The 21,099-nt window shown below is 47.4% G+C and carries 17 protein-coding genes; 9 read left to right on the forward strand and 8 right to left on the reverse strand.

From position 1 onward, the window contains the following. Nucleotides 1–2 precede the first annotated feature (2 nt). Together OQJ86_RS18505 and OQJ86_RS18510 are read right to left on the reverse strand one after the other, a co-directional pair. The gene (locus OQJ86_RS18505; RefSeq protein ID WP_265989077.1) at nucleotides 3–1,478 is read right to left on the reverse strand and encodes a chromosome partitioning protein ParA; all 1,476 of its coding nucleotides are present in this window, start codon (nucleotides 1,476–1,478) and stop codon (nucleotides 3–5) included. 25 nt (nucleotides 1,479–1,503) lie between these two features. Then, nucleotides 1,504–2,862 (reverse strand): serine/threonine-protein kinase, encoded by a 1,359-nt coding sequence (locus OQJ86_RS18510; RefSeq protein ID WP_265989079.1) that lies wholly within the window; start codon nucleotides 2,860–2,862, stop codon nucleotides 1,504–1,506. A gap of 231 nt (nucleotides 2,863–3,093) precedes the next feature. Between OQJ86_RS18510 and OQJ86_RS18515 the strand changes: the two genes are divergently transcribed. The 4 genes from OQJ86_RS18515 to OQJ86_RS18530 all read left to right on the forward strand — a co-directional run bounded on the left by OQJ86_RS18515 (nucleotide 3,094) and on the right by OQJ86_RS18530 (nucleotide 5,978). Further along, nucleotides 3,094–4,101 carry a LacI family DNA-binding transcriptional regulator gene (locus tag OQJ86_RS18515; RefSeq protein WP_265989081.1) on the forward strand — a complete coding sequence of 336 codons (1,008 nt, stop codon included), beginning with the start codon at nucleotides 3,094–3,096 and terminating at the stop codon, nucleotides 4,099–4,101. 37 nt (nucleotides 4,102–4,138) lie between these two features. Next, on the forward strand, nucleotides 4,139–5,065 hold the full coding sequence (locus OQJ86_RS18520; protein WP_038869947.1) for a LysR family transcriptional regulator: 927 nt from the start codon (nucleotides 4,139–4,141) through the stop codon (nucleotides 5,063–5,065). 203 nt (nucleotides 5,066–5,268) lie between these two features. Then, the gene (locus tag OQJ86_RS18525; RefSeq protein ID WP_038869949.1) at nucleotides 5,269–5,646 is read left to right on the forward strand and encodes an SMR family transporter; all 378 of its coding nucleotides are present in this window, start codon (nucleotides 5,269–5,271) and stop codon (nucleotides 5,644–5,646) included. 2 nt (nucleotides 5,647–5,648) lie between these two features. Further along, nucleotides 5,649–5,978: an SMR family transporter gene (locus OQJ86_RS18530; protein WP_005429986.1), complete on the forward strand. Its 330-nt coding sequence runs from the start codon at nucleotides 5,649–5,651 to the stop codon at nucleotides 5,976–5,978. 77 nt (nucleotides 5,979–6,055) lie between these two features. On the opposite strand, the gene edd is transcribed toward OQJ86_RS18530, so the two are convergent. Together edd and OQJ86_RS18540 are read right to left on the reverse strand one after the other, a co-directional pair. Beyond that, nucleotides 6,056–7,852, reverse strand: a complete 1,797-nt coding sequence (gene edd / locus OQJ86_RS18535) for a phosphogluconate dehydratase (protein WP_265989085.1) — start codon at nucleotides 7,850–7,852, stop codon at nucleotides 6,056–6,058. Further along, nucleotides 7,849–8,370 (reverse strand): gluconokinase, encoded by a 522-nt coding sequence (locus tag OQJ86_RS18540; protein ID WP_039975960.1) that lies wholly within the window; start codon nucleotides 8,368–8,370, stop codon nucleotides 7,849–7,851. Before OQJ86_RS18540 ends, edd begins: the two co-directional genes overlap by 4 nt. Nucleotides 8,371–8,522: 152 nt before the next feature. On the opposite strand from OQJ86_RS18540, the gene OQJ86_RS18545 reads away from it, so the two are divergent. Then, on the forward strand, nucleotides 8,523–9,899 hold the full coding sequence (locus OQJ86_RS18545) for a GntP family permease (protein ID WP_039975958.1): 1,377 nt from the start codon (nucleotides 8,523–8,525) through the stop codon (nucleotides 9,897–9,899). 9 nt (nucleotides 9,900–9,908) lie between these two features. Continuing rightward, nucleotides 9,909–10,520, forward strand: a complete 612-nt coding sequence (locus OQJ86_RS18550) for a bifunctional 4-hydroxy-2-oxoglutarate aldolase/2-dehydro-3-deoxy-phosphogluconate aldolase (RefSeq protein WP_265989088.1) — start codon at nucleotides 9,909–9,911, stop codon at nucleotides 10,518–10,520. 122 nt (nucleotides 10,521–10,642) lie between these two features. Here the strand turns inward: OQJ86_RS18550 and gorA are convergent, their stop codons facing one another. The 3 genes from gorA to OQJ86_RS18565 all read right to left on the reverse strand — a co-directional run bounded on the left by gorA (nucleotide 10,643) and on the right by OQJ86_RS18565 (nucleotide 13,925). Continuing rightward, on the reverse strand, nucleotides 10,643–11,998 hold the full coding sequence (gene gorA, locus OQJ86_RS18555; RefSeq protein WP_265989089.1) for a glutathione-disulfide reductase: 1,356 nt from the start codon (nucleotides 11,996–11,998) through the stop codon (nucleotides 10,643–10,645). 241 nt (nucleotides 11,999–12,239) lie between these two features. Continuing rightward, entirely contained in the window at nucleotides 12,240–12,944 is a 705-nt protein-coding gene (locus tag OQJ86_RS18560; protein WP_265989091.1) for a glutathione S-transferase family protein, read from the reverse strand. A 141-nt stretch (nucleotides 12,945–13,085) separates the two neighbouring features. Beyond that, nucleotides 13,086–13,925: a 23S rRNA (adenine(2030)-N(6))-methyltransferase RlmJ gene (locus tag OQJ86_RS18565; protein ID WP_038877048.1), complete on the reverse strand. Its 840-nt coding sequence runs from the start codon at nucleotides 13,923–13,925 to the stop codon at nucleotides 13,086–13,088. A 403-nt stretch (nucleotides 13,926–14,328) separates the two neighbouring features. Here OQJ86_RS18565 and prlC point away from each other — a divergent pair, with 403 nt between their 5' ends. Beyond that, complete coding sequence (gene prlC, locus OQJ86_RS18570) at nucleotides 14,329–16,371, forward strand: oligopeptidase A (RefSeq protein WP_265989094.1); 2,043 nt, start codon at nucleotides 14,329–14,331, stop codon at nucleotides 16,369–16,371. An 83-nt stretch (nucleotides 16,372–16,454) separates the two neighbouring features. On the opposite strand, the gene asnC is transcribed toward prlC, so the two are convergent. Further along, nucleotides 16,455–16,919: a transcriptional regulator AsnC gene (gene asnC / locus OQJ86_RS18575; protein WP_038869962.1), complete on the reverse strand. Its 465-nt coding sequence runs from the start codon at nucleotides 16,917–16,919 to the stop codon at nucleotides 16,455–16,457. A gap of 115 nt (nucleotides 16,920–17,034) precedes the next feature. On the opposite strand from asnC, the gene OQJ86_RS18580 reads away from it, so the two are divergent. Together OQJ86_RS18580 and OQJ86_RS18585 are read left to right on the forward strand one after the other, a co-directional pair. Further along, nucleotides 17,035–20,172 carry an EAL domain-containing protein gene (locus OQJ86_RS18580; protein ID WP_265989096.1) on the forward strand — a complete coding sequence of 1,046 codons (3,138 nt, stop codon included), beginning with the start codon at nucleotides 17,035–17,037 and terminating at the stop codon, nucleotides 20,170–20,172. A gap of 105 nt (nucleotides 20,173–20,277) precedes the next feature. Next, nucleotides 20,278–21,057, forward strand: a complete 780-nt coding sequence (locus OQJ86_RS18585) for a class I SAM-dependent methyltransferase (protein ID WP_038869965.1) — start codon at nucleotides 20,278–20,280, stop codon at nucleotides 21,055–21,057. The last annotated feature ends 42 nt before the right edge of the window (nucleotides 21,058–21,099 follow it).

Below are 21,099 nucleotides of genomic sequence, written 5' to 3' on the forward strand. Positions count from 1 at the left end.
GGTTATACGTCCTCACTTACTTTTACAAACTCAGAGATGGTGTGGGTTTCAATATGGTCAGAGCCATCACGGTTACGACTGATGTCTTGCTGGTAGCGATACAAAATACCTTGTTCCCACGTTTTGCCTGCTGGCAGGTATTCCCACGTGGTGTAGTTGATTTCAGAAGGGGTTGGTGACCAACGTACCATCACATTCATCTGCGCTAGTTCTGCGCTCGGCTCATCGTTGTTGACCCACCACATATCCAAATAGTCGTTGGTGACATCTTGGGTATATAAGCGGGTGTCGGTAGGGCAGGTGATGGCATCAACAGGTAGACGCAATACTTGGTTGTAACGCATCAACAAACAAGATTGTTTCATTGAATCACGTAGGTACTGGGTTTGTTGCCACACACCTTGGTAGGCAATTTGGCTATCGATGGAATCGGGGTAGGTGAACCATAGCATTTCAGTACGGTTTTGGTGCTGGATGTGCTCGTTTTGACCTAACCCTTGCACTTTTTCCATCAAAAGTCGGGTGCTTGGGTCAAAGTTGAGGGCAACAGAACGATATTTCCAATCGCCTTCATCGTCGTAGTCTTCCAGTGAGAAACCGTTGAGATCGTTACGTGTGCAGCCGGTATCGGAACAGCCAACCAAGCTCTCCCATTCAGAAAACTTTTCGATAGGCTCGACAATGTCTTCGGTTATGCTGTGGTTACGTGCTAAGAAACAACCTTGGAAGTAATCACCAATGCTTGGATGCTGAATAAGAGACGTTTCGGTAATGGTGAAGTTAACCTCGCCAATCGGTGGGCGATAACGTGGATGATGTTGGTAACGAATATCAAATGCACAAGCGCGGCCTTGCCAGTCCTTTTTCTTGATGATGATGTTCTTAAAGCGCACGTTTTTGGGCTCAAAGATGATTTCATTCGAAGCAAAGTTTTTCTCAATATAGGTTTGGCTTTCATTGAGATGCTCCACCGCTTCTTCTACCGAAACCCAATCTAAGTTGAGCTGATGTTTGGCATTATCAATGACATTGAGATCGAGGCGTTTGAGTTGCGCTTGGAAGGCTGGGTCAGAGAGAACCTTGTTGGCTAACACAATCTCTTGACGATTTTCTGGTGTGCTATCGAGAGAAAGCAACAAGCGGGTCATATTGATACTGCGACTTGGCTTGGTGGTTGCCATGGTTGGAGTCAAGACTTCTTGGCTGGACATAGTCGTCAGTAGATAGCCTTTGTCGTCATTACCGAGGAAAAAGCTGATGACATCGCCTGGATGATAATCAAATGCACCTTTCTGTGTAAAACCAGAAAGGTTGGAGGTCGTTTTGTAATACAGTCCCGTCACCGGAGAGTCGATGAAAAAACCTTGCTTGATGGTAGGCGTGACTGCTTCTGACACCTCGGGTGCAGAAGTCATGTTCGCCCAAGCTGGGGCCATCGCTAAAGCGGATAGCCAAATCGCCATGGAACGTGTGTACATCTTTGTGTTTAAGCCTTTTTGTGTTTTAGCCTTTCTGTTTAGTGCGAATATCAGGTGCACAATTTGGCTGACAACTTATTGCGTTTGTTAGGTGCTTCTCTGGCACCGGTGTCATCATCGCCAATAACATTTTTTGTTTTATGTGTTTGGGGATATCTGGATTAGACAGAATCCGCCTACGTGTCAGCTCCATCATGGCACTGACGGACATATGCTCGACATTTTGCCCCTTGGCATGGAAGACAAGGCGTGTTACTTCGTACATGATGTCTTCTGCAATCTTCTTCTCTTGTTGCAGTTGGATGTTCTTTTGAATCAGAGTGTTACTAAACAACAAACCAGATAACACTAAGATTGCGGACAATACCGATGGCAGCGGTCGGCGCTGTACTAGACGAAGTATGCTGTACAGAGGCCAGTGCTTCTTTTGTTCGATTGGACGGTGCTCAAGAATGTTCTCAATATCTAACCGTAAGGTGCGCACATTGCGGTGGCGTTGCTTTGCTATAGAGCGAGTTGCTCGACGGATCACCCAATACACATCAGACCAAACTGGTGGGTTTGGAAACATCAGCGCCAGAATCTTACCCAGAGAATACACATCACTTTGCTCCGTTAAGAACTGGCCCTTTTGTTGTTCGGGGCTGGCGTAATGTTCACTAAAGGCGATTAAGCCTGAATGCGATTCTTCAGAATTCGACTGCGCTTTTTGTGTTAGGTTAAAGTCGAGCAGTTTTGGCCGCTTGTTGCGATCAATCAGAATGTTTTCCGGTTTGAGATCCGCATGCAAGACCTGATGCTGGTGGGCGTGTTCCATGGCCTCACAGATCTGCTTGAACAGCAGTAACTTATCGTCGTCTTCCATTGGCAGTAACGAAAGGTAAGCGTCCAGGGTTTGGCCAAAAACTCGTTCCATCACGATGTAAACCGAATCATCGTGTAGACCGCCATCGAACACTTTGGCAATGTATGGGTGATTCAAGCGAGCCAGCAACTGCGCTTCATCAAACAATGCTCGTTGTCCTAAAACCTGACTCAAATTGCTTTGGATAAACTTGATTGCAAGGTCTTGCTCAAACGTCTCATCAGCGCGCTGTGCCGCATAGACTACCCCCATGCCACCACGACCTAATTCATGGGTAAGGCGATATTTACTGATCACTTCTCCACTTAGATCGACTTCATGGCTCGTGGCCTGATGCGCGCAAAAACCGAGCAACTGAGTGAGTTGTTCCTGTTGTTGGTCGATAGCCAAAAGAGGGGCGATTTGGAGGTAAAGCTCAGGTTGACTCTTCTGCAATGTTGCTAGGTATTGCTGTTGTTGAGAGTCGTCCAGATCAAGCAGGTGATAGTAAATCTGGGTTTTGCTGGAGCCTAACTGCACTATACTTTTTATCTTATTTTTTTAGGTACGGCAGTTTATAAGAAACTTAATATTAATGTCATTTATTTATTCGGCTTTGAATCACAATTATGAGAGCGCAATTTGGTTACTGTGCTTTTATTAAGCTTATGATTTTGTTGGTTATATGGTGAATAATCTCTACTTGGCTTGTCGCGAGCGGGCGTATTGGTCATAATGTTACTAGTAACATTACTGATAAATTAGATATTTATGGCTCAACATAATAAAAAATCACGCACGACATTGCAGGATGTCGCAGACAAAGTTGGCGTAACTAAGATGACGGTATCGCGTTATATGCGTAATCCGGAATCTGTGGCAGAAAAGACTCGAGTAAAGATCGCCGCAGCGATTGAAGAGATGGGCTACATCGAAAACCGTGCTCCGGCGATGTTATCTAAGTCTTCCAGTAAAGCGATTGGTATCTTACTGCCTTCACTGTCCAACCAAATTTTTGCTTCTTTTGTTCAGGGCATTGAAACGGTCACTAAAGCTAATGGTTACGAAACACTGCTCGCACACTTTAGCTATGACGAATTGGAAGAAGAACGCAAAATCGCGTCGCTGCTCTCTTACCAAGTTGATGGCTTAATCCTAACCGAAAGCCACCATACCCAACGCACTTTACAGATGATCAAGAACGCCGGTGTGCCCGTGGTCGAAACCATGGAACTGCCAGAGCAGCCGATTGATATGGCGGTCGGCATGGATCACGAAGATGCCTCTTACAGCGTCGTAAAGCGTATGTTGGAATCTGGCAAGCGCACCATCGTTTACTTCGGCGCTCGCTTGGATACGCGAACAAAATTGCGTATGCAGGGCTATGACCGCGCAATGACTGAAGCGGGTTTGGAGCCAAAACACGTCCTAACGGGTGATCACTCAAGCTTTTCGCTAGCGCATGATTTATTAGAGCGTGCACTTGCAACTTACCCTGATCTTGATGGCGTTTTCTGTACCAACGATGATATTGCTATTGGTACCTTGTTGAGTGCTCAACAACGTGGCATCAAAGTACCAGAACAACTTGCGGTCGTTGGCTACAACGCTTTAGACATTGGCCAAAGCATCAGTCCAAAACTGACCAGCGTGGATACGCCGCGTTTTGAAATTGGTGAAAAGAGTGCAGAGTTGTTGATTGCGCGTCTAAAAGGGGAAGCTCAAGACGACAAAATGGTCGATATGGGTTACCGAATTACCGCAGGCGAGAGCGTGTAGTCCGCCATTATTTCAGTTTCATCACTAGGGTGCCGTTATGCCACATCAACTTGATGCGCTAGACCTCAATTTAATGCGCTTACTCAAAGCCGTGGTGGATAACCGCAGCATCAAGTTGGCGGCGATGCAGCTTGGTATTTCGCAACCCAGTGCCAGCCGTGGTGTGATGAAGCTGAAAGACGTGTTTGATGATCCATTGTTTGTGCGTAAAGCGCACGGGGTGGAGCCATCCCCAATGGCAATTCGCTTAGCTGCGGAGTTTGATAACATGCTGTCGCCGCTAGAAAAAGTGGTCCAGGAGTTTTCGGACTTTGACCCGCTCGAATACCAAGGTCAGATTGCGATTGTGACCGACCCCTATTTGATGGATGAACAAGGTCAGCGTTTATTGCGCGGTTGCCATCAAGCCTTTCCTCAAGCTTCGTTTGTCTTCTCTAGTTGGAATATCTATTCCCAAGACGAGATGTTAGAGGGTGAGCATGACTACTGTATTCTCGACCAAGAAACTGAGTTGTCGAAAGACATCTACATGCGTCCATTGTTTGTCGAAAAACGGGTGATTTTGGCTCGTAAAGACCATCCAACCTTATCTCAAATCAGCAATGACTGGGATACGGTGTCGGAATTGCCACTGGTCTCTCTGCCTGCTCCTGCGTCTTACAATCCACTTTGTACAGTTGAATCTGAGTATCGCCGTATGGGTTACGAGCCTGTCGTACTGCTTAAATCTTACAACTTGCGCGTCGCTTGCCAAATGCTGCTTGAGACTGATGCCATCATGTATGCTAGCCAAAGTACCGCGCACTTGATGCACGAACTTGCCTCTTATCCAATGCCGATGGTCAACCGAGAGTTCAGCCAATTTGTTGTTTCGGGGGGGTATTTACAGACCTACCGTAACCACCCATTGCACCGCCATTTGCACCAAGTGGTGCAGCAAACCCTCAATACGCCATTAACGTGATCGGATAAGCAAACTGTCCTTTGAGATATTCAAAAATGAATATCTCAATTACCTGTCTGTTTTACTGAAGAAGAGCTAATCTGACTGCAAATAGTCAGGAGAAGCGGCTCTTTTTATATAATCAATTCTTTGAATGTCTGATTCTTAAAGGACATTCACCATTCTCCATTATGCAGTTTTTTAATTTCTGGGGAGGATGAATCATGCTCATTGCACGTCTATTTTTATTGCTTGCCATTGTAGCCGAAGTTGCTGGCACCAGCACCATGTCGTATATCGGCGAAAGTAATGCGTGGGAAGGCTATCTGGTGATGTACGTTCTGATCGCCATTTCCTATTACTTCCTGTCGAAAGCAGCAAAGAAAATCTCTATCGGTGTCGCGTACGCAACGTGGGAAGGCTTGGGTATCGCCTTGATTACCCTAGTTTCTATCGTTTTATTTGATGCCAACTTAAGCGCGCAGCAGTTGCTTGGTTTGGCGTTGGCAGTGGTCGGTATCGTGTGTGTGACGCTCGGCGAATCACACGGTCAGCCTCAACAAAAAGATGAGTTGTCACGCTCATCGAATGCGAGGGGTTAATCATGAGCCAATTTTTTACTGTTTCATTTGGATTTGTTGTTATGGCGGCGTTGGTCGACATCATGGCGAACATGGCGCTGACTCGCTCTAAAGGCTTTAAGCACAAAGGGTGGGGCATCACTGCGATTGTATTGGTGATGGCGGCGTTTACCTTGCTTGCTCAAGCGGTAAAAGAGATTGACCTTGCGATCGCATACGCCTCTTGGGGCGCGATAGGTATCTTAGGTACCGCGATTGGTGGTGCTTTGCTGTTCAAACAAAAGCTTAAGCCGATTGGCTGGTTTGGTATTTTTGTGGTGATTGCAGCGGTTGTGGTGATGAAGACGGCTTGATGATTGAAAGTAGTCTACGAAACAAAAAGCGGAGTGCGCAACACTCCGCTTTTTCTGTTTTTGAGGGGCTTCCCGCCTTACACAATAAAGCTTGCGCCTTCTTCTGCGCTCGAAACGCTTTGACGAATCACGCTAAAGAAACCACGACCCCAAGTCTGTTGTTTCGCTTCAGTGTCCATCTCTAACCTTTCACGACCAGCAACATCGCTTAGGTTATTCAACTCGCCAGTTTGGCAATCAACGCGGATGATGTCGCCATTGCGCACCAAACCAATCGCGCCGCCACGAATCGCTTCTGGAGAAACGTGGATTGCTGATGGAATCTTACCGGATGCACCCGATAGTCGACCGTCCGTCACTAGCGCGACTTTAAAGCCCACTTTCTGTACGTTGCCAAGAATTGGCATCAGTTTATGCAGCTCTGGCATGCCGTTCGCTGCAGGACCGTTGTGCGTCACAACCACGATGCAATCTTGGTTTAGCTCACCGCGTTTGTACGCTGCTTCCACTTCGTGTTGGCACTGGAATACGATCGCAGGCGCTTCGATGATGCGCTGCTCTTCTTTCACCGCAGACACTTTTACCACGGCTTTACCCAAGTTACCGTTAAGTACGCGAGTACCACCGGTGTTTTGGAAAGCTTGCGTTGGCGCAGCAATCACTTCGCCGTCTTGGCTGCCACCACATGGTGTCCAAGTCAGTTTGCCGTCAACTAGCGTAGGTAGCGTCATTTGGTCTTCGAATTCGCCGAATACCGGTTTCACGTCACGATGAAGCAAGCCCGACTCGTCCAAACGATGCAATAGCGCAGGTACGCCGCCCGCTTCTTGGAATGCGTTCATGTCAGCTGGACCATTCGGGTAAACGCGCGCCAATAGTGGCACGACTTCAGATAGATCACTGATGTCTTGCCATGTCAGAATCAAACCTGCTGCACGCGCCACTGCCAACATGTGGATAGTGTGGTTGGTGCTACCGCCCGATGCCAACAGCGCAATAATGCCGTTGATTAGGCTCTTTTCGGTGACCACTTCAGACAATGGACGGAAGTTGGCTGAACCCGCATTCATTGCCGCGATTTTCAGAGCTGTATGATCGGTTAGCGCCTTGCGTAGCTCAGTATGTGGATGGATGAAGGCCGAACCTGGTAGCATCAAACCCATTGCCTCAAACACAAGCTGGTTGGTGTTTGCGGTGCCGTAGAAAGTACACGTGCCCGCTGAGTGGTAAGCGCGACACTCCATATCAAGTAGTGCGTCTTTGCCAACTTCGCCCGCCGCGTATTTTTGGCGAACGTCGACTTTCTCTTCATTGCTGATGCCCGTTGCCATCAAACCTGCTGGCACAAATGCCGTTGGTAGGTGTGCGTAAGACAGCGCGCCCATCAATTGTCCTGGTGCGATTTTGTCGCAGATTCCCAGAAGCAGAGTCGCATCGAACACGTTGTGGCTCAGTGAAAGTGCCGTCGATTGAGCAATTAAGTCACGAGAAAACAGCGACATGTCCATGCCAGCTTGACCTTGAGTCACGCCATCACACATTGCCGGAACGCAGCCAGCAACTTGCGCAGTGTGACCGTAGCCAGACAGCACTTGTTTGATTTGATCAGGGTAGTGTTGGTAAGGCTGGTGGGCACTCAGCATATCGTTGTAAGCACTGATCAGCGCCACATTCGAATGAGTGAAATCCAGAATGCTTTTCTTTTCTGAAGAACAAGATGCCGCAACGGCGTGCGCCAAGTTACCGCAAGACAGACCGACACGACCTTTGCCGGCTTCTGCTTGGACTTCAGTGCGAGCAAGAAACGCCGCACGCGCCTCTTGGCTGCGCTCTACTAAGCGTTGAGTAACATCTAAAATTACTTGATGAGTCATGCGGTCACCTCATTTTGAGCTCGAATGAGTTCAGCTGCGTTAGCTACCACTTCTTCGATCGTGGCATCAATATCAACAAAAATGGTACGAGGTTCGTTCTCTGGGCGCTCAAGCGTTTCAAACTGGCTGTTGACCATGTTCTCTTTCATGAAGTGACCTTGGCGAGCACGCATGCGTTCAAGGATCAATTCTTTGCTGCCGTCTAGGAATAGGAAACTAACGTTTTCGTTACCGTCGCGGATTTGGTCACGGTAAATCTTTTTTAGTGCCGAGCAGACAATAATGCCGTGCTCGTTTTTGCTTTCTAAGCTATAAGCTGCGTCGCGGATGCGTTCTAGCCATGGTTTGCGGTCGTCGTCATTCAGAGGCTGACCTGATGCCATTTTCTGAATGTTTGCTCGTGGGTGAAGGTTGTCTCCATCAATGAATTTACGTCCTAGCTTTTCTGCTAAGTGCTCACCAATTGTGGTTTTGCCACTCGCACAAACGCCCATAACGACGACACTACTACCAGCCATAACTTATCCTCATAACAAATTTGCGCGTGATCTCAATTTTTGAATTCACTTTAAAATATGGGTTTATCTTATTCATGTTATCGGTAACATGTTACCGGTAACTCAAATAAATGTGAACCACGACACAAACAATAATTCTTAAAGGTGAACCCATGGAACAGCTAACCCAAGCTCCAGACCCTACGTTCCTACTAACGATTGCCGTCCTCGCGATTGCAGCGTTACTTGTATTGATTATTAAGCTAAAAGTGCATGCTTTCGCTTCCCTAACTATGGTGAGTTTAGGTACTGCGATTGCTACTGGCGTTTCTTCTGATCAAGTTGTCCCAACCATGATGAGTGGTTTTGGTGGCACACTGGCATCAGTTGCATTGCTGGTTGGTCTTGGCGCAATGATCGGTAAGATTTTGGAAGTGACTGGCGGTGCAAAAGTACTGGCAGACACTTTGATTGGACGCTTCGGTAAAGAGCGCGCACCGTTAGCATTAGGTGTGGCATCATTACTGTTTGGTTTCCCAATCTTCTTTGATGCTGGCCTAGTGGTTATGATGCCAATCATCCTAAGTGTGGCTGCACGCTTTGGTGGTTCGCCAATCAAGTACGCGCTACCAGCGGCGGGTGCATTTGCTGTAATGCACGGCTTTGTTCCTCCGCACCCAGGTCCTGTTGCAGCCGCTGAATTCCTAGGCGCAAACATTGGCCTACTGCTTGTTGTTGGTATCCTAGTCGCTATCCCAACTTGGTACCTAGGCGCTTACCTATTTGGTTTGTACGCAGGTAAGAAATTCGATATTCCACTATCAAAAGCGTTCTTCAACGGTGAAACACAAGTTGATGAATCTAAGCTGCCAAAATTTGGCACAGTAATGACCATCCTAGTACTGCCTGTACTGCTAATCTGTCTAGACACAGTACTGAACACGCTAGCGGTTGCGGGTGTGATTGATGGCAAAACAGCTCTGGTTGAGTTCCTACGTATGCTAGGTAAAACACCAGTAGCACTTCTGATTACGCTGCTTGTATCTCTTGCGATATTCGCAAAAGACTACGGCATGGCAAAACTTGAGAAGCTGTGTGGCGACTCATTAGCTCCAATCTGTGGCGTTATCCTAGTGACAGGTGCGGGTGGTATGTTCGGTGGCGTATTGCGTGCAAGTGGCATCGGTGATGCACTAGCAGACGTTCTGACAGACACGGGTATGCCAGTGATCGTAGCAGCGTTTGTTATCTCTACCTGTTTGCGTGTTGCTCAAGGCTCAGCAACTGTAGCACTAACGACAACTGCAGCACTTATCGCGCCAGTAGTGGCAGCATCAACTGGTTTGAGCGAGCTAGACCTATGCTTTATCGTTATCGCGATTGCAGGTGGTGCAACAGTGCTTTCTCACTTCAACGACTCTGGTTTCTGGCTAGTATCTCGTCTACTAGAGATGGATGAGAAAACAACGCTAAAAACTTGGACGGTAATGGAAACGTTACTTGGTAGTATCGCGTTTATTATCGTAGCAACATTAAGCTTTATTCTTTAGAGGTTACCCATGGCAACACTTGAACAACGATTAAGAGAAATCAAAATCGTCCCAGTTATCGCAATCAACGATGTAGCACACGCTCTGCCACTGGCAAAAGTGTTGGTAGAAAACGGTTTACCATGTGCGGAAGTGACATTCCGCACTGAAGCGGCGGCTGAGTCGATCCGCATCATGCGTGAAGCGTACCCAGAACTGCTGATCGGTGCTGGTACTGTGCTGACAACAGAGCAAGTGGACATCGCGATTGAAGCGGGCGTGGACTTTATCGTGAGTCCAGGTTTCAACCCAACCACAGTGAAATACTGTCAGCAACGCAACGTTACAATCGTACCGGGTGTGAACAACCCAAGCTTGGTTGAGCAAGCGATGGAAATGGGTCTACGTACCCTGAAGTTCTTCCCTGCTGAGCCTTCAGGCGGCGTAAACATGCTTAAAGCACTAACGGCGGTTTACCCAGTGGAATTCATGCCAACAGGTGGTGTAAGCCCATCTAACGTGGAAGATTACCTAGCGCTGAAATCGGTTGTCGCTTGTGGCGGTACTTGGATGGTGCCAACCGCTATGATGGACAACGGCGATTGGGAAGGTATTGCAGAATTGGTTCGCGCAGTTAAGTAAAACGCGCAAACGGCTCCGAAATACCCCCGAACGTTTTAAAACGTGAATAGAAAAAGGGTCATCAAGTAATTGATGACCCTTTTTGTTTATCTGCTTAAATCAGCAAAGCGATCCACGCGTGATTAACGCATTGTCACGAACTCTTCAGAGCCTGTTGGGTGGATAGCCACAACAGAGTCGAAGTCCGCCTTGGTTGCGCCCATCTTCATTGCTACACCGAAGCCTTGAATCATTTCATCAACGGTAAAGCCGATGCCGTGTAGACCAACAACCGTTTCTTCTTCGCCAGCACATACTAGCTTCATCTTACATGGTTGACGGTGCTTAGTAACCGCTGTGTACATCGCAGTAAAGCCAGACGTGTAGACTTTGATGTTGTCTTTGCCGTATTTCTCTTCTGCTTCTTGAGTCGTTAGACCGATTGTGCCGATTGGTGGGTGGCTGAATACCACGGTTGGTACCAATTCGTAATCCATCTTCGCGTTAGTTTTGCCATTAAATAGGCGTTCAGAAAGTTGACGACCCGCTTTAACAGCCACTGGCGTTAGCTCAATACCACCTTCCATGATGTCACCCACACAGTAGATGCCAGGAACGTTAGTTGTTTGGTATTCGTCTACCTTAATGTAGCCACGGTCGTTCGTTGCAACGCCAGTTGATGCTAGGTTGATAGCATCTGTAGCTGGGTGGCGACCGATTGCCCAGATTAGGGTATCTACGTTTTGGCTTTCACCGTTTTCTAGGTGCAGAGTTAGGCTGCCGTCTGCTTCTTTCACCACTTCTTTTGGTACAGAGTGGGTGTGCAGCGTTGGGCCTTTCGCTTCCATTACTTCTACTAGCGTTTCGATGATCATTGGGTCGAAGCTACGTAGCGGTGATTCTTTACGGCAGAACAGGTGTGTTTCTGTGCCAAGTGCATGTAAAACGCCCGCGATTTCAACCGCGATGTAACCCGCGCCGATCACTGCAACGCGTTTTGGTTGCTCAGCAAGCTCGAAGAAGCCGTTTGAATCGATGCCGTATTCTGCACCTGGAATGTTTGGAATTGTTGGACGGCCACCCACTGCGATCAGGATATGATCCGCTGTGTAGTGTTCACCGTTTACTTCAACTGTTTTCTCGTCAACGAACTTAGCAAAACCTTTGATAACGTTTACTTTGTTGTTGCCAAGAACACGGTCGTAAGATTGGTGGATACGACCAATGTAAGCCTGACGACTCTCAACCAGTTTGCTCCAGTCGAAACCTTTTACATCTACATCGAAGCCGTAGTCTTCTGCGTACAGGTTCATTGCTTCTGCAACTTGCGCGCCGTGCCACATGACTTTCTTAGGCACACAACCAACGTTTACACACGTGCCGCCAAGGTCTTGAGCTTCGATAAGCGCTACTTTAGCACCGTACATTGCCGCACGGTTTGCTGATGCGATACCGCCGCTGCCGCCGCCGATACAGATATAATCAAAATGAGTCGCCATTACTTTCTCCAAGAGCTTATTAATTTTGTCTGACAATAATTACATTGGGGTGCTGGGTGATGAACTCAACAGCCCAACGGAATTGTTGTTAATTCCATGTCCCTATCATAAATCGAGTCTAGCAATTTCCTAAATGGGAAAAAGTGACATTGCTTATGACAAATAGCGATGAAAGGATAGCAAAGCGGAATAAGGCGCTATTCCGCTTGGTGTTTTTCATGCTCAGGGGAGAGGAAAAGCATTAACCGCAGCAGCTTGATGTGCCACAGCCTGACTGGGCTTGCACGTCCTTACCATCTGCTAAATAAGTGTTGGTGAGGTAGAAGTTGCTAAACAGCTGCACGAAATCTTCCGATACTGTCTTCTCTACCAATCCTGATTCTAGGATGTGTTTTTGCCATGCCTGCATTTTTGGCAGACCACAGAAGAAGTCGTAACCAGAGTGCGCTTTGACGACGGCAGCGCGATGCAGAAGCGGCAACCAAGCCATGTCTACATTGCTTAGTTCATCGGATTTGAAGAACTTGGTTTCACTAGACAGTTGGTTTTCTGCTTTTTGGAACGCTTTGAACAGCTTCTCTGCACGTTCTTCGAAGGTTGCTTGGTCTTTGCTGCCCATGGTGCCGCACTGAGGTAAGTAGTGTTTAGAACCTAGGTAGCTCCATGCTCGGTCTAGTGCGCGTTGTTCGTTTGTCACGCCTTGCTCTAACGGACCGTATTCGTCTTCGATGTATTCGATGATTGCATCCGACTCAAACAGTGCCGTGCCAGATTCTGTCACCATCACAGGCACTTGACCGTTTGGTGAGATGTCTAGGAACCATTGTGGTTTGTCTTTTAAATTGATGTATTCAATCTCGTAAGGGATCTGTTTTGATTCTAGTGCCGCGGTTACGCGCTGAACAAATGGGCAAATTTTAAAACTGATAACTTTAAGCATGGTCATTTCTCTCTATGTTTTAGCTTGTTTACATCCCTAAGACGCAGGCAAAAAAGAAAAGACGAAGCGCAGACGAAAATTTTTAGAAAATAAAAAAGCGCAACGAGGTCATCGTTGCGCTTTAAGATTCTGAAATTCAGTGTTTTTTTATTCTGGAACGATCCAGTCAACTTTCCAGTGGCCGGTTGCTGGCGCGATCGCTTCTTGTAGGAATGGCAGAATCTCTTTCATCTGGCTTTCCAGTTTCCACGGCGGGTTAATCACGATCATACCTGATGCGGTCATGCCGCGTTCGTTGGTGTCGGGAGAGACACCAAGCTCGATTTGCAGGATTTTAGTGATCCCCAAGCCTTCTAGGCCTTCAATCATATCTTCGATATCGCAGCGGTTTACCACTGGGTACCAAATTGCGTAGATACCCGTCGCCCAACGTTTATGGCTTTGGAAAATCGCTTGTACTACGTCACGGTACTCTTTTGCGAGCTCGTATGGAGGATCAATCAGCACCAAACCACGGCGTTCTTGCGGTGGCAAACTGCCTTTCAGACGCTTAAAGCCATCTTCTTTGTAGATGCTCACTTGACGATCGCGGTGGAACTCTTGCTCTAGTAGCGGGTGATCGGCTGGGTGCAATTCAGTTAGAACCATGCGGTCTTGCGGGCGGATTTGCGCACGTGCAACGCGTGGTGAACCTGGGTAGTAACGCAGGGTCTCACCGTTGTTCAATGTTTTGATTGAATCGATGTAGCTTGCAATCTCTTCAGGGATGTTTGGGTTGTCCCAAATGCGTGCGATGCCTTGTTTGTATTCGCCCGTTTTCTCAGACCATTCGTGAGTCAGATCGTAACGTCCCACACCCGAGTGGGTATCGTGATAAACAAACGGCTTATCTTTCTGCTTTAGTGCATCAAGAATGAGGCTTTGAACGATGTGTTTTACCACGTCAGCATGGTTGCCAGCGTGGAAGCTGTGGCGGTAACTTAACAAATTAAACTCTCGAAACACTCTTTGACTGAGTGTGGTCTGTGATTTTTGCGCGATGGCGGTATTATACTCAAGTAACTTGAAGATGTAGAACTTCGATTCAAATCAGTTGAACTGATAGAAGGATGGTATTGAAATTTCTTTAAGTCACCCATACTTAGTATGAGTAAACAAATTGAACCTAAGTCGAATTGCCATGCTCCAACAGAGTGCTTAGCTTGACTTAGGCATAACAACACTCAAGGACAGAGTAAGCTCTCTTTGGCCCCTTCGGTCATCGCAGCATAGAGAAAGGGAACGGAAATCCCCCCATCCATGTTGTTGGCTTGCCTGTGCATTGGGTGCGCTTATTTTTATGCAAATACGAATAGGCAATTACAGAGCCAAAACACAAAAGGAATTATTCATGTCTAATCCACTTCTTACGTTTACGGATCTTCCTCCGTTTTCGCAAATCAAACCAGAACATATTAAACCTGCAGTCGAGCAGGTGATTGCGGATTGTCGTGCCAAGATTGACGAGGTACTGAAAGACAACGCCAACCCAAGCTGGGTAAGTGTTATTGCTCCTATTGAAGAAGCTGATGATCGTTTGAGTCGTGTTTGGTCCCCTGTCGGCCATATGAACTCGGTCGTAAACAGTGAAGCGTTACGTGAAGCGTATGAAAGTTGTCTCCCAATTTTGTCTGAATACGGCACTTGGGTTGGTCAGCACAAAGGTCTGTACGAAGCGTATAAAGCGATCAAAGCAAGTGAAGAGTACACGACGCTGACGCGTGCACAGCAGAAGACTATTTCTGATTCACTGCGTGACTTCGAGCTTTCAGGCATCGGTTTACCATCAGACGAGCAACATCGCTACGGTGAAATTAGCAAGCGTATGTCTGAGTTGAGCTCAAAATTCTCTAACAATGTGCTGGATGCCACCATGGGATGGACTAAGCACGTTGCCGACGAAAAAGATCTTGCGGGTATGCCAGAGTCAGCGCTTGCTGCAGCGAAAGCCGCAGCAGAAGCGAAAGAGCTCGACGGCTACCTAATTACTTTAGATATCCCTTCTTACCTGCCAGTCATGACGTACTGTGACAACCAAGAACTACGTCGAGAGTTGTACGAAGCGTACGTAACGCGCGCTTCTGATCGTGGCCCTAACGCAGGCAAATGGGACAACTCAGAAATCATCACAGAGCAGCTAAAACTGCGTCATGAAATCTCTCGCATGTTGGGTTTCAACACTTACAGCGAAAAGTCACTGGCAACCAAAATGGCCGAGAATCCTTCGCAGGTACTTGGCTTCCTAAACGATTTAGCGACCAAAGCGAAGCCACAAGGCGAACATGAAGTGGAAGAATTGCGTCAGTTTGCTGAGAGTGAATTCGGTGTGACTGAGCTAAACGTATGGGACATTGCCTATTACAGCGAGAAGCAAAAGCAGCACTTGTTCCAAATCTCGGATGAAGAACTGCGCCCTTACTTCCCTGAATCAAAGGCAGTAAGTGGTTTGTTTGAAGTGCTAAACCGCGTATTCGGTATGACTGTGACTGAGCGCGAAGGTGTGGACACTTGGCACGAGTCAGTGCGCTTTTTCGATATCTTTGATAGTGAAGGCACATTACGAGGCAGTTTCTACCTAGACCTTTACGCACGTGAGCACAAGCGTGGCGGCGCATGGATGGATGACTGTCGTGGTCGTCGAGTGACGCTATCTGGCGAGCTACAAACGCCGGTTGCTTACCTAACGTGTAACTTCAACCGCCCTGTAGGTGATAAGCCAGCGCTGTTTACGCACGATGAAGTGGTGACTCTGTTCCACGAGTTCGGTCACGGCATCCATCACATGCTGACGCAAGTAGAAACAGGCGCGGTATCGGGTATCAATGGTGTGCCTTGGGATGCGGTTGAGCTACCAAGTCAGTTCTTAGAAAACTGGTGTTGGGAAGAAGATGCGCTGGCGTTCATTTCTGGCCACTACGAGACTGGCGAGCCTCTACCAAAAGCGATGTTAGATAAGATGCTTGCGGCGAAGAACTTCCAGTCGGCGATGGGCATCCTACGTCAACTTGAATTCGGCTTATTCGATTTCACTCTGCACACAGAGTACGACCCAGAAGTGGGTGCTCGCGTTCTTGAAACCTTGGCAGATGTGAAGCAGAAAGTTGCGGTACTGCCTGCGGTTGAGTGGGCTCGATTCTCACACAGCTTTGGTCATATTTTTGCTGGTGGTTATAGCGCGGGTTACTACAGCTACCTATGGGCAGAAGTATTGTCTTCAGACGCGTTCTCTCGTTTCGAAGAAGAAGGTATCTTCAACAAAGAAACGGGTATGAGCTTCCTGAACAACATCTTAGAAATGGGTGGCAGTGAAGAGCCAATGGAGCTATTTAAACGCTTCCGAGGTCGTGAGCCAGAAATCGATGCACTACTGCGTCATTCCGGTATCGCAGCATAATCTCGATTGAGAATGAAAAAGGGCAGCCAAGTGGCTGCCCTTTTTATTTTTTGATTCGGTTTTTATCTTATGGATTCAGCGTCTTACGGATTTACGTTGCGATTAATTGGGTTTTGCAGCGAAATCAGGGTTTCTGTAGATTGGACTTCATCAATAGCCTGCAGCTTATCAATCAATACAAACTGCAGTTCTTCAATCGATTTGCACATCAATTTGACGAATATGTTATACGCGCCCGTGGTGTAGTAAGCTTCCACCACTTCATCGAGGGCGTTGAGTTTTTCCAACGCAGAGTGATAGTCACGTGCGGCATTGAGATTAATGCCAATAAAGCAACATACGTCATATCCTAGCTTTTTGGTGTTGACGATCACCTCAGTACCTTCGATGATGTCCGCCGCTTTCATTTTCTCGATACGAACGTGGATCGTTGCAGGGCTAACATCAAATTGTTTTGCCATTTCTGCATAAGGCGTTCGAGCATCGGCCATCAGCGTTTTTAGAATGGCACGATCAAGATCGTCGAGTTTCGGCAGCGTCGCATTCATACAATGTTTTCCGTTGGGTATGAGGTGTAAAATTCATTTTATACGCACAGCGGGCCGGATTCACAAGGTTTTAGCAGGGATAACCGCGAGGTAGCTCTGATGTCATGGAGTTGATGTGCCACTTTTTCTGTTTTTTATCGCGATATTGTTCAGTGCGATCGTATCGGCGCAAGAGCAAAAAGTACTTGTTGTACATTCCTACCACCAAGGTTTCTTTTGGACCGACTCTGTTCAGCGCGGTTTTGCCCAGCAACTTGAAGATCACCCACTCGATATTCGAGTTTTGTACCTTGACTCTAAGCGCAGCCAAAGCCAGCAGTTCTTCAATCAACTCGAATCACTTTATCGCACCAAGCTGAGCGAAGAGCATTTCGATGCGATTGTCGTCAGTGATAACAATGCACTTGCTCTGATGCAGCGTTTGTCAGATGTATTGCAAAATACGCCAGTCATTTTTAGTGGCATCAACAATTACATTCCTACTTTGCATCAGGGACTAAAAGCCACAGGCGTGATCGAAGATATTGATTTGCTTGCCAACCTTACGCTTATCGAGCGATTACACCCAAAGCATAAGCAGATTCTTGTCGTTAGTGACCATTCGGTCACTGGATTAGCGCTTCGAGCTCAAATAGAAGAATTTCTTGATAAAAACCCGCAATATCGCGACAAAGTTCGTCATCTTGTTCCTGACAATGTCGATATGTTGAAACAGGAAGTTTCGCGACTGAACATTGAGAATGTGGTGCTATTTTGGACTTACTACCGCGATATTGATGGCAATGTTGCCACGGACAAAGATTGGCGAGACATCAATCAAGCATCGAACGCGCCTTTATTTATGGTGCACGATATTGGGTTGGGTCATGGTGCTGTGGGTGGTGTGATTCAAAGTGGTTATCGTCAAGGTTTTGAGGCGGCAAAGTTATTGGCCTATGTGCTGGGTAACCCAACGCAGCCGTTGCCAGCGGTAGTGCGCGCGGAATCGGACATTAAACTCGATTACCAATCGGTCGTTCGCTGGGGATTGGGGGCTGAACAAGAGGCATCGTCGGTGTTCTTCAATAAGCCCGCAGAATTTACAGAGCGCTATGCAAAAGAGATCAAATTGTTTGGTAGCCTATTTATCGTCATGGTGATGGTGATGGTGATGGTGATTGTGCTGCTGAGTTACTACTTGCAGCGTATTCGCCGTAGCGAGAGCATTGCCCGTGAAAGCCAAGCGATTTTGGAGTCGGTATTCGACCAGAGCATGCAGTATATGGGGATTCTCGACCACCATGGTTTGCTCAACTCGGGCAACGATCGTCTGCAGTCTTTGCTTTATCATCAGGATATACGTCTCGATCGTCCACTTTGGCATCATAAACACTGGAGTGAAGAAGCACGTCAGTTGCTCGCCAACTATTTTCAGTCTCAGAATCGTAATGTGGCGACCTTTGAAGCTGAAATTTGGAGCACAGAACATGGCGCGATGGTACTGGAAGTGTCGTTAAAGCCGTTTTCTCAACAAGTGGGTGACCAAGAACAATACTTGTTTGAAGCGCGTGATATCACTAGCCGAAAAGCAATGGAAGACAAGCTTTATCAGCGTGAGTCGAGCTTGCGTAGTTACTACGAACAGCAACCTGTGATGATGGTGACATTAGATAATAATAATCGGATTCAAGAGGTGAACCGCTTTGCTCAGCAGCTTTTAGGTTATCAACCGTTGGATATGCTGGGTCATCACTTGTGTGCATTCTACTCTGACGAAAAAGCACTGTACCCCCGCCAAGTGCTACTTCAACCACAGCAAGTGATGCATGGGGTTTGGCGTCGTGAAATTGAGTATCGTCATGCCGATGGTCATTCTGTTTGGGTTCGTGAAAATATCCGTCCATTGAGGGATTCTGACCAATTGCTGATCGTCGGTGAAGACATCACGGAAACCAAAAAGCTTGCTAAACAACTGGAATATCAAGCAAGTTACGATCTGCTGACCGATACCTACAACCGCAACTATTTTGAACTCGAACTGCAAACAGCGTTACGAGAAGTGGAAAGCCATCGTCGTGTGCATGCCATGCTTTATCTCGACCTCGATCAGTTAAAAGTCTTGAACGATACGGTGGGACATGACGCAGGCGATGCGGCCATTCAGTTTTGCGCTAGCATGCTTGAAGAAGTGCTGCCTCATAACGCGGTGCTTGCGCGCATGGGTGGTGATGAATTTGCCGTATTGCTCAAGGATTGCGATGAATATGGCGCGATCAGCGTTGCTAAACACATTATCTCAACATTAAGCGAGCAGCTATTTCGTTGGGAAGACACGCGTTTGTTCATGAGTTGCTCGGTGGGCATTCGTATTATTGACCACACCGCCGAGACACCACAAATGGTTCACGCTCAGGCAGACTCTGCGTGTCACGTCGCCAAAGAGCAGGGTCGTAATCGCTATAACCTGTTCAGTTTAGACAATGAAGAGCTGCAGCGTCGCCAGCTCGAAATGCAGAGCGTTAACTTAGTGCATGAGGCATTGTCGAATAAGCGTTTGGAATTGTTTGCTCAACAAATACTGAATTTGCGTGGTGAAGGTTCGCCGCTGTGCTTTGAGATTCTAGTACGTATCCGTGATGCTCAAGGCAACTACTTGTCTCCAGGTATTTTTATGCCAGCTTCAGAGCGCTACAACATCGCGCACTGGATTGATAAGCAAGTTATCACCCAAACACTTGAGTGGTTTGAAGCGCGTCCCGAGGTGGTGGAAAAGCTCGGTCGCTGCGCGATTAACTTGTCCGGCCAATCGATGGGTAATCAAGAGTTTATCGACTTCTTATTGGAGCGTTTGCAGCTGTCTTCTATTCCTTGTGAGAAGATTTGTTTAGAGATCACCGAGACCGCTGCGATGAGCAATATTGACCAAGCGCTTGGCTTCTTCACTCGGGTTAAAGCGTTGGGATGCTTGATTGCATTGGACGATTTTGGTTCTGGTCTGTCTTCTTTTGGCTACTTGAAGCAACTTCCTGTCGATATCGTGAAAATTGATGGCCTTTTCGTGCGAGATATCAACACGAACGAAATGGATCGTGTCATGGTGCGCTCGATTAACGACCTTGCGAAGCAATTAGGTAAGGTCACAGTTGCTGAGTTTGTGGAAAACGACCAAATTACCGAACACTTAAAAGCACTGGGTGTGGATTACGGACAAGGCTATGCGATTGGTCACCCTCAGCCATTGGCTGAATTGGTCGAAGCACTTCAACCACTTTAAACGGACGACACTATTCTCTACCTAGATTGTCCTCAACCTAGCAATTGGAGGCGGGTTGGGTATACACTCAGCGCCAGTTAAACCGATTTTTACTGGAGCCTCCTTTTGCAACTGCAATTGATTTGTGAAGACCCATCTCAACAGTCTCACCTTGATGAACTCGCTGCGCGTTGGCAGCTTTCTCACACAGACGACAGTGACTTTGCTTTAGTTCTAACGACAGATCGTTTAGAGCTACGTAAAGTGGACGAGCCAAAGCTGGGTGCGATCTTTGTTGATTTGATTGGTGGTGCAGTGGGGCATCGCCGTAAGTTCGGTGGCGGTAAAGGGCAAGCGATCGCAAAAGCGGCGGGTCTAAATAAAGGAGCAACACCAACCATTCTAGATGGCACGGCCGGCTTGGGTCGTGATGCATTCGTTTTGGCGTCATTAGGTTGCAAAGTCCAAATGGTGGAACGTCACCCTGTCGTAGCAGCGTTGCTGGATGATGGTTTGGCTCGCGCGAAGCACGATCCAGAAATTGGTGCTTGGGTGTCAGAGCGTATGTCGCTGATCCACGCTTCTAGTCATGACGCCCTCGACCAATTAGCGCAAGACAAAGACTTCGTGCAGCCAGATGTAGTCTACCTTGATCCAATGTACCCTCATCCTGAGAACAAAAAGAAATCGGCACTCGTGAAGAAAGAGATGCGTGTGTTTCAATCGTTGGTGGGTGCCGACCTTGATGCAGATGGCTTGCTGGCACCAGCAATGGCATTGGCGAGCAAACGTGTGGTGGTGAAGCGCCCTGATTACGCCAACTGGTTAGATGAACAAAAACCAAGCATGGCGATTGAGACTAAAAAGAATCGTTTCGATGTCTATGTGAAGGCGTCTATGGCGTAATTCAACTAAACGACTGACAATAAAAAACTTCTTCTTACAGCG

The sequence above is a fragment of the Vibrio sp. Sgm 5 genome, assembly GCF_026241575.1.
Classification (GTDB): Bacteria; Pseudomonadota; Gammaproteobacteria; order Enterobacterales; family Vibrionaceae; genus Vibrio; species Vibrio jasicida.

What these genes read in the sequence shown, in the direction of transcription:
- OQJ86_RS18505 (WP_265989077.1), bottom strand. Translation starts at nt 1,478, where the DNA reads ATGTACACACGTTCCATGGCGATTTGGCTATCCGCTTTAGCGATGGCC.
- gorA (WP_265989089.1), bottom strand. Translation starts at nt 11,998, where the DNA reads ATGGCGACTCATTTTGATTATATCTGTATCGGCGGCGGCAGCGGCGGT.
- prlC (WP_265989094.1), top strand. Translation starts at nt 14,329, where the DNA reads ATGTCTAATCCACTTCTTACGTTTACGGATCTTCCTCCGTTTTCGCAA.
- OQJ86_RS18530 (WP_005429986.1), top strand. Translation starts at nt 5,649, where the DNA reads ATGAGCCAATTTTTTACTGTTTCATTTGGATTTGTTGTTATGGCGGCG.
- OQJ86_RS18515 (WP_265989081.1), top strand. Translation starts at nt 3,094, where the DNA reads ATGGCTCAACATAATAAAAAATCACGCACGACATTGCAGGATGTCGCA.
- OQJ86_RS18540 (WP_039975960.1), bottom strand. Translation starts at nt 8,370, where the DNA reads ATGGCTGGTAGTAGTGTCGTCGTTATGGGCGTTTGTGCGAGTGGCAAA.
- edd (WP_265989085.1), bottom strand. Translation starts at nt 7,852, where the DNA reads ATGACTCATCAAGTAATTTTAGATGTTACTCAACGCTTAGTAGAGCGC.
- OQJ86_RS18520 (WP_038869947.1), top strand. Translation starts at nt 4,139, where the DNA reads ATGCCACATCAACTTGATGCGCTAGACCTCAATTTAATGCGCTTACTC.
- asnC (WP_038869962.1), bottom strand. Translation starts at nt 16,919, where the DNA reads ATGAATGCGACGCTGCCGAAACTCGACGATCTTGATCGTGCCATTCTA.
- OQJ86_RS18545 (WP_039975958.1), top strand. Translation starts at nt 8,523, where the DNA reads ATGGAACAGCTAACCCAAGCTCCAGACCCTACGTTCCTACTAACGATT.
- OQJ86_RS18525 (WP_038869949.1), top strand. Translation starts at nt 5,269, where the DNA reads ATGCTCATTGCACGTCTATTTTTATTGCTTGCCATTGTAGCCGAAGTT.
- OQJ86_RS18560 (WP_265989091.1), bottom strand. Translation starts at nt 12,944, where the DNA reads ATGACCATGCTTAAAGTTATCAGTTTTAAAATTTGCCCATTTGTTCAG.
- OQJ86_RS18550 (WP_265989088.1), top strand. Translation starts at nt 9,909, where the DNA reads ATGGCAACACTTGAACAACGATTAAGAGAAATCAAAATCGTCCCAGTT.